Origin of the sequence: Parasedimentitalea denitrificans, from assembly GCF_011813015.1 — a bacterium.
In the GTDB taxonomy this organism is placed as follows: Bacteria; Pseudomonadota; Alphaproteobacteria; order Rhodobacterales; family Rhodobacteraceae; genus Parasedimentitalea; species Parasedimentitalea denitrificans.
Genome location: NZ_QHLQ01000021.1, coordinates 46,684 through 58,770, shown reverse-complemented (window position 1 = coordinate 58,770; position 12,087 = coordinate 46,684). Strand labels below are relative to the sequence as shown.

13 protein-coding genes and 1 pseudogene are annotated in these 12,087 nt (G+C 50.8%); 9 read left to right on the top strand and 5 right to left on the bottom strand.

Translation table 11 applies throughout. The annotated features are described in order from the left end of the window. Positions 1-27: 27 nt before the first annotated feature. On the bottom strand, positions 28-363 hold the full coding sequence (locus DL239_RS17450) for an SMR family transporter (RefSeq protein ID WP_167685385.1): 336 nt from the start codon (positions 361-363) through the stop codon (positions 28-30). Positions 364-626: 263 nt separating this feature from the next. Here DL239_RS17450 and DL239_RS17445 point away from each other — a divergent pair, with 263 nt between their 5' ends. Continuing rightward, positions 627-1,406 carry a class II glutamine amidotransferase gene (locus tag DL239_RS17445; protein WP_167685384.1) on the top strand — a complete coding sequence of 260 codons (780 nt, stop codon included), beginning with the start codon at positions 627-629 and terminating at the stop codon, positions 1,404-1,406. Here the strand turns inward: DL239_RS17445 and DL239_RS17440 are convergent. From DL239_RS17440 to DL239_RS17425, 4 genes are all read right to left on the bottom strand, one after another. Continuing rightward, positions 1,403-1,966 carry a TetR/AcrR family transcriptional regulator gene (locus tag DL239_RS17440; RefSeq protein WP_167685383.1) on the bottom strand — a complete coding sequence of 188 codons (564 nt, stop codon included), beginning with the start codon at positions 1,964-1,966 and terminating at the stop codon, positions 1,403-1,405. The two genes, DL239_RS17445 and DL239_RS17440, sit on opposite strands and share 4 nt — an antisense overlap. Positions 1,967-2,284: 318 nt before the next feature. Further along, a complete protein-coding gene (locus tag DL239_RS17435) occupies positions 2,285-3,439 on the bottom strand; it encodes an HD domain-containing protein (RefSeq protein ID WP_167685382.1) in 1,155 nt (384 codons plus the stop codon). Then, a complete protein-coding gene (locus tag DL239_RS17430; protein ID WP_167685381.1) occupies positions 3,436-3,678 on the bottom strand; it encodes a hypothetical protein in 243 nt (80 codons plus the stop codon). The genes DL239_RS17435 and DL239_RS17430 overlap by 4 nt, the downstream gene beginning before the upstream one ends. Further along, positions 3,678-4,331, bottom strand: a complete 654-nt coding sequence (locus DL239_RS17425) for an alpha/beta hydrolase (RefSeq protein WP_127748797.1) — start codon at positions 4,329-4,331, stop codon at positions 3,678-3,680. The genes DL239_RS17430 and DL239_RS17425 overlap by 1 nt, the downstream gene beginning before the upstream one ends. A 190-nt stretch (positions 4,332-4,521) precedes the next feature. Between DL239_RS17425 and iscR the strand changes: the two are divergent. From iscR to DL239_RS17385, 8 genes and pseudogenes are all read left to right on the top strand, one after another. Next, positions 4,522-4,984: pseudogene (iscR, locus tag DL239_RS17420) on the top strand (Fe-S cluster assembly transcriptional regulator IscR). A 54-nt stretch (positions 4,985-5,038) separates the two neighbouring features. After that, complete coding sequence (locus DL239_RS17415; RefSeq protein ID WP_167685380.1) at positions 5,039-6,082, top strand: cysteine desulfurase family protein; 1,044 nt, start codon at positions 5,039-5,041, stop codon at positions 6,080-6,082. A gap of 16 nt (positions 6,083-6,098) precedes the next feature. Beyond that, positions 6,099-7,622, top strand: a complete 1,524-nt coding sequence (gene sufB / locus DL239_RS17410; RefSeq protein ID WP_167685379.1) for a Fe-S cluster assembly protein SufB — start codon at positions 6,099-6,101, stop codon at positions 7,620-7,622. 141 nt (positions 7,623-7,763) lie between these two features. Next, entirely contained in the window at positions 7,764-8,519 is a 756-nt protein-coding gene (gene sufC, locus DL239_RS17405) for a Fe-S cluster assembly ATPase SufC (protein ID WP_167685378.1), read from the top strand. Further along, the gene (gene sufD, locus DL239_RS17400) at positions 8,520-9,800 is read left to right on the top strand and encodes a Fe-S cluster assembly protein SufD (RefSeq protein WP_167685377.1); all 1,281 of its coding nucleotides are present in this window, start codon (positions 8,520-8,522) and stop codon (positions 9,798-9,800) included. It abuts the gene before it with no gap. Beyond that, a complete protein-coding gene (locus tag DL239_RS17395; RefSeq protein ID WP_167685376.1) occupies positions 9,800-10,285 on the top strand; it encodes a YIP1 family protein in 486 nt (161 codons plus the stop codon). The genes sufD and DL239_RS17395 overlap by 1 nt, the downstream gene beginning before the upstream one ends. Continuing rightward, positions 10,282-10,869 carry a YIP1 family protein gene (locus DL239_RS17390; protein WP_167685375.1) on the top strand — a complete coding sequence of 196 codons (588 nt, stop codon included), beginning with the start codon at positions 10,282-10,284 and terminating at the stop codon, positions 10,867-10,869. The genes DL239_RS17395 and DL239_RS17390 overlap by 4 nt, the downstream gene beginning before the upstream one ends. Beyond that, the gene (locus DL239_RS17385) at positions 10,862-12,082 is read left to right on the top strand and encodes a cysteine desulfurase (protein ID WP_167685374.1); all 1,221 of its coding nucleotides are present in this window, start codon (positions 10,862-10,864) and stop codon (positions 12,080-12,082) included. Before DL239_RS17390 ends, DL239_RS17385 begins: the two co-directional genes overlap by 8 nt. Positions 12,083-12,087 lie beyond the last annotated feature (5 nt).

The following is a 12,087-nucleotide window of genomic DNA, read 5'->3' as shown; positions in this document are numbered from 1 at the left end:
TATTTTATTTTTACTTCACTTGGCCGACTAGTGGCTGGCTGATTTGGAAAATAGCTGAATAACCACGATACCCAAGACGATGAGGGCCATCCCGATTATCGCGGGCAGATCCATTTTCTGACCAAAAATTGCATAACCGATCGCCGCGATCAGAACGATGCCCAACCCGGACCAAATCGCATAGACAATCCCAACCGGCATGAACCTCAACGTCAGCGCAAGCAGATAGAACGACAGCGCGTAGCTGACCACTACAATGACCGATGGCATCAAACGCGTGAATTCCTTGCTTGCTTGCAGCGCAGTTGTGCCAATGGTTTCAGCAGCAACTGCCAAAATCAAATATAGATAGTGAGCGGGCATGTTTATCTTTCCGGCTGTGGCCATTGGCTGCAACAGAATTGCGGGGCGTTTACAGTGAAAATAGGAGCGTGTTCAGAGCTAGCTGCATTAGAAGCGGCAGCAAGTGTCGCGCTCAGACTATTTTTGCATTTGGAAGGCTTAATTTTGAACAGCCGACTGTGCGGTGCTACACTCGACCTGTTGGCGTGTGTGGAGTAGTGACCGGATAAACTTTATGTGAAGAACTAGACGGTCCGTATTCACGTCGTAGAAAGGATATCCCTATGTGTCGTTGGGCAGCTTATATCGGAGCTCCGATCTATCTTGAGGATGTCATTTCGCGCCCAGGCCATTCGCTAATCGAACAAAGCAAAGAGGCTGACGAATGCAAGACGTCAACTAACGGCGATGGATTTGGAGTTGCATGGTATGACACTCGGCCGGAACCGGGGCTGTACCGTGACGTTTATCCCGCTTGGTCTGATCCAAATCTGCGATCGGTTGCTCATCATATTCGATCAGGTCTGTTTCTAGCTCACGTCCGGGCGTCAACTGGATCTGCAATCAGTCGCAATAACTGCCATCCCTTTACAGCTGGAAATTGGAGTTTCATGCATAACGGCCAAGCCGGAGGATTTGAGCATTTTCGAAAACAGGCAGATATGTGTGTTTCTGATGATCTGTATCATCATCGTAAGGGCGCAACTGACAGCGAAGTATTATTCCTGATGGCGCTAGACGAGGGGCTTGATCGGGATCCGCATGGCGCACTTTCGCGTTCGGTTGCCCGACTTGAAAATCTATCGCGGGAACGTGGATGCACCCCGCATATGCGTCTGTCTGCCGCTCTTTCTGATGGAAAACGGATGTTTGCAGTGCGATATTCATCTGATCATATCGCCCCCTCAGTCTACTACCGCTGGAGCGAAGCCCGACAAGGTTGGGCTGTGGTATCTGAACCCCTGGAAGCGGATGAAACCGGTTGGACGGAACTGGCGGCAGGGACGTTCATGGAGCTAAATGATGGCAAGATTTCTATGACAGAGTTCACACCGGAATTCTAAAGTTTCGCATCTTCAAGCAATTTTTCCGCTATCTCTTTGGCATCTTCAGCCGCCGTCGTGCTTTGACTAACGTGCGCAGCAATAATGGCGCCTTCTTTTAGCACCATCAGCTGACGGGTGAGAATATCAGTGCCCCTATAACCTGCCTCTATCAACAGTCTTTGGATGTGTTCTGCAAACAGAAGTTTATGCTCGGCTGATTGGCGACGAATTGCGTGACTTGGATCCTGAAATTCAGACGAAGCCTTAATGAACATACAGCCTCGAAATTCTTCGCTGGCAAACCATTCTCCCAAAGCATCAAACAGTGCACGCACTTGGCCTTTTGGGGTGTCTGATAACTCTTCCATCCTGCGAAGAATTGTGTTTCGGAACAACTCATCGCGCAGCCGAAGAGTGGCTAGAATTAAATCATCTTTTGTTTTGAAATACTTATACTTCGAAGTTTTGGAGATTTCGGTCTCTTTAACCAGCAAGTCCATGCCCGTCGCATTAAATCCCTTCTGATAAAAAACGGACAGCGCTTTTTGCAGTAGTTCATCCCTTTTGTTCGCACGCATTAGACAATCACCAAGTTGAATTCGATTAATAGGATCACAAAATTACAAATAAGACAGAAAGCTGGCCTCATCAAAATAAACATTGACCGATTGGTACATGGTAAATTGGCGGTAGTTCGAGTAGTACTAGATGGAGTTTTATACTGGCAAAAACTTAGCAAAGCGCTGCAATCGATCAATCAATTAGCATTTAAGAGTATGTAAACACCATGGCGTGTGCATGAGGTGTAACAAAGTAAAAAAATACCGGAAGGCAATGACGTAGGTATCTCTCCATCGATATTTGTATGTCTAGCTATTTGTAATCAAACATATATCTTATTTCGCGTTGTCAAACCAAATTTCCACTCGGGCTCGTACATGGTTCCATACACTTGGCGCACCCCGAAGAACTTTTTGACCAACGCGAGCGTCGATTTGGTCGAGCGAAACATCGTAATCGATCCAGCTGCCTCCGCCATTTTCCAAGTTCAGCAGAACTGGCTGAACCCGATCGATGGATTTTGCAAAAACTGAATCGTCGCTTTCTGCAGCTTCGAACTCACGCCATAGGTTTGTGAAGTCCGCTCTTTGTTCATCTGGTAGCAACCCAAACAACCGAATTGCAGCGGCGTCTTCCTTTGCAGCCATTGCTTCCTGATCTGTCTGTGCATGTATTGGTACGTCACCAGCATCAATTTCAACAATATCGTGCAGCAATAGCATTTGCATAACGCGAGAGGCGTCAATTTCACAGTTTGAATGCTCCGCAAGAACCCATGCATAGAGCATTATGTGCCAGCTATGTTCGGCGGAGTTTTCACGCCTTGAACCATTCCCTATGAGGGTTGCACGAAGAATATGCTTTAACCCATCGGTTTCATTTAGAAACGGTAGCCGTTTGGTTAGCTCGTCACTGTTCGTTGAAGGTGGTTTCCCAAGTAGTTCCTGAGCATGAGCGAAGGCCTCTGGGAACTCAGTCTCAAGCGAAGATGCGCGCCCCCCGTTTAGCGTTTCTGTCGCGATTTTCAGATGTTCGGGAACTGGATTGTCTCCATACAGAGTTTGAAAGACGGGTTGGCACCGATCTAACTGTTTTGCAAATCGAGCGTCAGGGGTCTGACAGGCTTCGAACTCTTGCCAGAGGGTAAGCATATCAGCGCCTTGGTCGTCGGGCAGCAGACCGAATATTCTTTTTGCTGCAACCTGCTCTGCCTGCGCCACGGCATCCCAATCTGTTGCGACATTGATAGGGTGGTCGCCCACGTCAATCTCGACCAGGTCATGCAGAAGCAACATTTTGATTACACGGGAAATATCGACATTTGGAGCAGCCAATGGAGCTAGAACAAATGCGTAAAGTGCCAAATGCCAGCTATGTTCTGCAGAATTCTCGCATCGAGAGCAATCAAGGATCAAGTTTGCACGTTCAACTTGGCGCAGCTTGTCGGCCTCCAAGAGGAATTCGAGTTGCGAATCCAAACGATTGGTCACGGTTGTTTATTACCTTCAGCTGCGGCCTGCGCTTCCGCAATTTTTTTATTCAGGAACTTACGTGCAATTCGTTCTGCCAAACGAACGCGCATTTCAGTTAGAAACGCTTCCTCTAGCGTTTGGGAGGAAGCGGCTAGGACGCCGCTTACCTCCATAAACAAACGATCTTGGCCGGTCGCATCTTGGACCTTCATAACGTCATCAGCCAATTGTTCGGCAAGCCGTTCAAGCGTTCCCATTAGCGGGTGTTTTCTGTCAGTCGACGTTTAACATAGTCGGAAACATTACCGATCATGTGGTCCATGTGCGGTTCTTGGAAAAAGTGGTCGGCGCCTTCGATTTCCTGGTGAGTAATGGTGATACCTTTTTGCTCGTGCAGCTTGTTCACTAAGTTGACAGTGTCAGCCGGGGGAGCAACGCGATCAGATGTGCCATTGATGATCAAACCCGAAGACGGGCAGGGGGCTAGGAACGAGAAATCGTACATATTGGCAGGTGGTGACACCGAAATGAAACCTGTGATCTCAGGACGGCGCATAAGCAGTTGCATCCCAATCCACGAGCCAAAGGAGAAGCCAGCAACCCAGCAATGCTTGGAGTTGTTGTTCATCGACTGCAAGTAATCGAGAGCAGAGGCTGCATCTGATAGCTCGCCAACACCTTGATCGTATTCACCCTGACTGCGACCAACGCCACGGAAGTTAAACCGCAGAACGGTAAAGCCCATATTGTAGAACGCGTAGTGGAGATTATAGACCACTTTATTGTTCATGGTGCCGCCAAATTGTGGATGCGGATGCAACACAATAGCGATGGGCGCATCACGCTCTTTTTGCGGGTGATAGCGGCCTTCAAGGCGACCTTCGGGTCCGGGAAAAATGACCTCAGGCATGGGCAGTTGGATCCTACTCTTATTTTGCGGGAAGTGCCTAAAGGGTAAACTTGACGAATTCCCTAGGACACCTTAGAACGGTTCTAATTGCGGGCGCGGTGAAATCCTTACGCCGTCAGGCTGAGATACGCACTGATGTCGCCAAGGTCAATGTTTTCGCTGTGTTCAGGCCGATTGGAGTACAACAAACATGAAGCTTTCAACAAAAGGGCGCTATGCAATGGTCGCATTGGCTGACATTGCGCTGCAACCAACGGACAAGTTGGTCGTGCTTGGGGATATCTCCAAACGTCAGGATGTATCGTTGCCCTATTTGGAGCAATTGTTTGTCAAACTGCGCCGTGCCGAGTTGGTTTGCTCGGTCAGGGGGGCCAGGTGGTGGTTATCGTCTGGCGCGCCCAGCGTCAGAGATTCGCGTTGTTGATATCTTATCTGCGGTGGACGAAACCGTAGATGCCATGCATAAGGGCGCCGGAGCTTCGGGGGCTGCTTCTGGTAGTCGCGCGCAATCTCTAACGAACCGGCTTTGGGAGGGGTTGAGTGCACATGTTTATGTGTTCTTGCACCAGACAAGGCTCTCGGATGTGATTAATAACGACTTGGCACCCTGTCCTGCTGTGCCGGGGTTGTTTTCTGTTGTTGACGCTGAATGAACGGGCGAATTGGTAGTCTGCCCAATGTGGGCGTAACTGGGAAAACATACATCCATGACTAGGGTTTACCTGGATCACAATGCCACGACTTTGTTACGGCCCGAAGCGCGCGCGGCGATGATTGCGGCGATGGATGTCTGTGGCAATCCGTCGTCGGTGCACGGCGAGGGCCGTGCTGCGAAGGCGCTGGTTGAGAAAGCACGGGCTCAGGTTTCGGCGGCCTTTGGGGCAGACGGGGCAGATGTGGTGTTCACCTCTGGCTCGACAGAAGGCGCATCATTGGCATGTGGTGACCAAGAGTTACAGGGTGCATCAATCGAACATGACGCTGTAAGGTCCTGGATTAACGAGAAACTATCCGTTGGTATGGACGGTTCTGTGCAAGTTGAAACTCCTGAAAAATCAACTCTTCAACTTGCCAATTCTGAGACAGGCATCTTGCAAACATTGCCTCAGGGGCTAGCCGTTACAGATGCCACCCAAGCATTCGGAAAGCTCCCGATAGCATTTAATTGGCTAGGTACCACACGGGCATTGATCTCGGCACACAAACTGGGTGGTCCAAAGGGTGTTGGTGCCGTCGTTTTGAAGCGTGGTACAGAAATGACTACGCAAATCAAGGGCGGAGGCCAGGAAATGGGGCGCCGTTGCGGGACTGAGAATGTTATCGGGATTGCAGGTTTTGGAGCCGCCGCCGAAGCTGCGGCTAGAGATTTGGAAAATGGTGTATGGGAGCGCGTTGAAGGGCTAAGGAATATACTGGAGGAGGCTCTTGTGGCTGGTGCTTCAGATACTATTTTGGTTGGGCAGTCCGCATCCCGCTTACCAAACACCTCCTGTTTTGCCACGCCTGGCTGGAAAGGCGAAACCCAAGTCATGCAGATGGATCTGGCTGGGTTTGCAATTAGTGCGGGTTCGGCCTGTTCAAGCGGCAAAGTCCGCGCCAGCGCTGTGCTGACAGCGATGGGCTACGACGAAATCACAGCTCAGAGCGCTATTCGAGTGTCACTGAGCCCCGAAACAAGCGAGAGCGACGTGCTGCGGTTTGCAGATACGTGGCTTGCGAAAGAAAAGACTTATCGCGCCCGAGTGGCGTGAGTTTAGGAGACCTAAGATGGCCGCATTGGACCAGACACAAGTAAAAGAGGGAATCGACCAGGAGACGGTCGATACAGTGCGCGAAGTCGGTGGCGCATATAAATACGGTTGGGAAACCGAAATCGAAATGGAATATGCCCCTAAAGGGCTGTCCCCTGACATTGTTCGGTTGATTTCTGAGAAGAACGAAGAGCCAGAATGGATGACCGAGTGGCGGTTGCAGGCCTATGAGCGTTGGCTGACAAAGGAAGAGCCAAACTGGGCTATGGTCGACTATCCTGAAATCGACTTTCAGGATCAGTATTACTATGCGCGTCCCAAATCGATGGAGGTCAAACCAAAGTCGCTGGATGAGGTCGACCCCAAGCTTCTGGAGACTTACAAGAAGCTCGGTATCCCGTTGAAAGAACAAATGATTTTAGCCGGAGTGGAAGGCGCCGAGGATGCGCCGGCCGAAGGTCGAAAAGTTGCTGTTGATGCGGTTTTTGATTCTGTTTCGGTTGGCACAACGTTCCAAGCTGAACTAAAAGCCGCTGGCGTGATCTTTTGCTCTATCTCAGAGGCGATCCGAGAACACCCTGAGCTGGTGAAGAAGTACTTGGGCACGGTTGTTCCGGTTTCCGATAACTTCTATGCCACATTGAACTCGGCTGTGTTTTCCGATGGTTCGTTCGTCTATGTGCCGCCTGGCGTCCGTTGCCCGATGGAGTTGTCGACTTACTTCCGCATCAACGCGGAAAACACCGGCCAGTTCGAGCGCACATTGATCATCGCCGACAAGGGCTCTTATGTGTCTTACCTTGAGGGGTGCACTGCACCGGCTCGGGATATTGCGCAACTCCATGCTGCCGTAGTTGAGATCATCGTCGAAGAAGACGCTGAAGTGAAATACTCGACCGTTCAAAACTGGTACCCAGGGGACGAGAACGGCAAGGGTGGTATTTATAACTTTGTCACCAAGCGCGCCGACTGCCGTGGGGACCGGTCAAAAATCATGTGGACCCAGGTTGAAACCGGTTCTGCTGTGACTTGGAAATACCCGTCTTGCATTCTTCGCGGAAACGAAAGCCAAGGCGAATTCTACTCGATCGCCATTGCTAACAACTATCAGCAGGCTGACACCGGCACCAAGATGGTTCATCTGGGTAAAAACACCAAGTCCCGCATCGTGTCCAAGGGCATCAGTGCCGGCCATGCTCAAAACACATATCGCGGCCTGGTTTCTATGCACCCCAAAGCCAAGAATGCTCGGAATTACACGCAGTGTGATAGCCTTTTGATTGGCAACAAATGTGGTGCACACACGGTTCCATACATCGAAGTCAAGAATAACTCAGCTCGGGTGGAGCATGAGGCGACAACTTCGAAGGTTGACGATGAACAGCTGTTTTACTGTCGTTCGCGCGGCATGGACGAGGAAGAAGCTGTGGCGTTGGTTGTGAATGGGTTCTGCAAGGATGTGCTGCAAGCCCTACCAATGGAATTTGCGATGGAAGCTCAACAGCTTGTGGCGATTTCTTTGGAAGGATCTGTCGGGTAACAGTTTCCCTGATCCAACTAAATTTGTGCTGGTCGGGCTTCCCGACCAGAAAGAGATAAACGCATTGGGGTATTTTGAGGACTGGCCAGCGGCCTGGACCCACCCCAAGGCAAATTGAACATTCGCGACAAGGAGCGAAAAATGCTGAATATCAAGAACTTGCACGTTCAACTTGAAGACGAAGATAAGCAGATCCTCAAGGGGGTTGATCTGACTGTCGAAGCGGGAAAAGTGCACGCGATCATGGGCCCGAATGGATCCGGAAAATCCACTTTGTCCTATGTGTTGTCCGGCAAGGGTGGCTACGAAGTCACCGATGGGTCAGCCACACTTGATGGTGAGAGCCTGTTGGAGCTAGAGGCCGAAGAGCGCGCTGCTGCTGGTCTGTTTTTGGCCTTCCAATACCCGGTGGAAATTCCCGGCGTTGGCAACATGACGTTCTTGCGTACAGCTGTAAATGCTCAGCGTAAGGCGCGCGGCGAAGACGAAATGAGCGCAGCTGAATTCCTGAAGGAAGTGCGCGCGACCGCCAAGTCCTTGAAGATTGACGCTGATATGCTGAAGCGACCCGTCAACGTCGGTTTCTCGGGCGGTGAGAAAAAGCGGAACGAAATCCTACAGATGGCGATGCTTTCTCCTAAGATGTGCATCCTTGATGAAACGGATTCTGGACTGGACGTTGATGCGATGAAGTTGGTCGCTGAAGGCGTTAACGCACTGCGCGACGAAAACCGTGGTTTCCTGGTCATCACGCACTATCAGCGGCTGCTGGATCACATTAAGCCCGACGTTGTGCACATCATGGCAAACGGCCGCATCATCAAATCTGGCGGCCCTGAGCTGGCTCTGGAAGTGGAAAACAACGGCTACGCCGATATCTTGGCTGAGGTCGAGTAAATGGCTCTGCCTGAATTGAAAAAAACCGCCACCGAAGCCCGATTGAATGCGATGGAGTTGCCCGAGGGCGGCTGCTTGGTTGACGCGCGTCGGGCTGCTTTGTCCCGCGTTCAGACAATGGGACTGCCCAATCGCCGGGATGAATACTGGAAGTACACGCGCCCTGACACGTTGACCCAAGACACAGCACCAACTGCTGCAGTGTTTAAGCACGATGAAGCACCGATATTCGGCGAGTTTGACTGCCTAAAGATCGTTTTTGTGGATGGAGTTTATGACGCCGAGGCTTCAGATGATTTTGAACTCGAAGGTGTTCAGATCAGTCGGCTTTCGGAAATTGACGCTAAGGACATCCATTGGACCAAGGATCTCTACGGTGTCCTAGAGGCGCGCGGGCAGGATCCTGTCCAGCGACCACTTGCTGCCCTGAATACGGCCTTTGCAAATGATGGCGTTGCGATTTGGGTTACTGGGAAGCCGAGCAAACCGATCAATCTGGTATACAATCACAACTCGGACAGCTCGGATGCGATGCTGCACCATGTCATTCGGGTTGATGCAGGAGCGGAGGCAACTGTTCTAGAGAACGGACCTGCCGCTGCCCGGTTTAACAAGTGCATTGAAGTCGACATTGCAGATGGTGGGGCCCTTCATATGGTATGCGCTCAAGGTCGCGATCATGAGCGCCGTGCTGCCACCCATATGTTTGCTCGGCTGCGCAAGGAGTCAGTGTTCAAATCTTTCACACTTACCGTGAATGGTGTTCTGACACGCAATGAAACCGTCGTGGAGCTGCTCGGAGACGACGCAGTCGTTCACGTTGCTGGCGCCTGTGTCGGAGACGGTGACTTCCATCACGATGACACAGTTTTTATTACACACGAAGGTGAAAACTGTGAAAGCCGCCAGGTCTTTAAGAAGGTGCTGCGCAACGGTGCAACCGGCGTTTTTCAGGGCAAAATCCTTGTAAAAGACACGGCTCAGAAGACGGATGGCTATCAAATCAGCCAGGCCCTAATGTTGGATGACGACAGCCAGTTTTTGGCAAAGCCAGAGCTGGAAATCTATGCGGATGATGTTGCCTGCTCTCATGGGTCAACATCCGGCGCTATTGATGAAGAAGCCCTGTTCTACTTGCAAAGCCGCGGTGTACCTCTCAACGAAGCGACAGATCTTCTTACGTTGGCCTTTCTGGCTGAAGCGGTTGATGAAATTGGCGATCAGGATGTTGCCGAGACGATTGTGTCTCGTCTTGAAAACTGGCTGATCCGGCGCCACTGATGCCGTTAACCACCGACATAGTCGCCACATACAAAGGGCCACGCCGCGTAATAGCGCGGCTTTTGGCCATGGGGCCTCGCGAAGATCGTGCGCTGGCAATCCTCATGGGGGGCTGTGCGTTAGCATTTATCGCCCAGATGCCCAAGTTGGCTCGTGAGGCCTACATCACAGGCCAAGAGCTGAACATGCTTCTAGGTGGAGCATTATTCGGCTTGATCTTCATTGCCCCGTTAATCTTGTACACGCTTTCGTTGGTCTCTTTTGTGGTCGTTCGCGTTCTTGGCGGCAAGGGAGACAGTTACGGGGCGAGACTTGCTTTGTTTTGGGCCTTGTTAGCTGCCAGCCCCTTGATGTTACTTAACGGCTTAGCCGGTGGTTTCATTGGCCCCGGTCCAGAATTAACATTGGTCGGCGGCATCTGGTTCGCACTCTTCCTGTGGTTCTGGATCTCGGGCTTGTTTGAGGCATATTGGAAATCTAAATGATACTTCCCTTGCAACCACTGATCCTGATGACAGTCACAGCACCGGAAAAAGCTGCGCGTTCAATCTTGTCCGTAGCTTGGCCAAGGCAGGTGATGTGGCATTCTCTGGTGTTGATTATTGCTCTAAATGCAATCATCTACTCCTTGCAGGAAATGTTGTTTCCCGTGCCAAGTGAAGTGGCTTTCCCTCGACTGATGCCACTTGTCTACTTTGCGGTCGTGTTGGCCTTACAAGTTGTGTTTATTCATACGCTGCAGGCGTCTTGTCGTTGGCTGGGCGGACAGGGAACTTTAGATGGATTGTTAGCCGTTGTCGTTTGGCTTCAGTTTCTGCAACTTGTGTTGCAACTGGCAATGACGGTGCTGTTCCTTCTAGCACCCGTACTTGCAGGGTTGTTAAATTTAGCTGTAACCTTCTTCGGGATGTTGATTTTTGCCAACTTTATCAACGAAGTACATCAGTTAAAGTCACTCTGGAGAGCTTTTGGTGCTTTGATGATGGCAAGTATTATCATCGCGCTCGCTCTGTCTTTTCTACTTGGCCTCGCTGGGCCTTCTTTTCTGGGATTTTCCGCTAATGTATGATGTGGACAAAATTCGTGCCGACTTTCCGATCCTTTCGCGCAAAGTGCACGGAAAACCGCTGGTTTATCTGGATAACGGAGCTTCGGCGCAAAAGCCACAGGTAGTTATCGATGCTATCACACGAGCTTACGCTGATGAGTACTCCAACGTTCACAGAGGTTTGCACTACCTTTCTAACCTGGCAACGGAAAAATATGAGGCTGTTCGAGGCACCATCGCGCAGTTTTTGAATGCGGGGGATGAGAACACTATTGTTCTGAACTCAGGCACCACCGAAGGGATCAACCTCATTGCGTATGGTTGGGCTATGCCACGTATGGAGGCCGGGGATGAAATCATCCTGAGCGTGATGGAGCACCATGCAAATATTGTGCCTTGGCACTTCCTGCGGGAACGACAGGGTGTTGTACTAAAATGGGTTGATACCGCCCCAGACGGAAGCCTGGATCCGCAAGCTGTCATTGATGCGATCGGCCCAAAGACAAAGTTGGTGGCCGTTACACAATGTTCAAATGTGTTAGGGACCATTGTCGACGTAAAAGCCATCACCCAAGGTGCTCATGCGCAAGGCGTTCCTGTGCTCGTTGATGGCTCGCAAGGCGCAGTTCATATGCCTGTCGACGTTCAAGACATTGGATGCGATTTCTATGCGATTACCGGACACAAGTTATATGGACCGTCCGGTTCAGGTGCTATTTACATCCGACCAGAGCGGATGGCCGAGATGCGCCCGTTTATTGGTGGTGGGGATATGATTAAGGAGGTTACTAAAGATCAAGTAACCTACAACGATCCGCCAATGAAGTTTGAAGCGGGTACTCCGGGTATTGTGCAAACTATTGGTTTTGGTGCTGCGCTTGATTATCTAATGGATCTTGGAATGGACAATATCGCTGCACACGAGGCTCGTTTGAAGGACTATACCCTGCAACGGCTAACCGGTCTGAATTGGCTGAATATCCAAGGGCAAGCGGCTGAAAAAGCAGCAATATTCAGCATGACTATTGAAGGTGCTGCGCATGCACATGACATCTCAACGATCTTGGACAAGAAAGGCGTGGCCGTCCGCGCAGGACACCATTGTGCAGGTCCACTGATGGAGCATTTGGGTGTCTCAGCCACCTGCCGTGCATCTTTTGGACTGTATAATACGACAGATGAGGTTGATTTGCTTATCGACGCTCTTGAACTGGCGAACGAATTGTTCTCCTAAGAAAA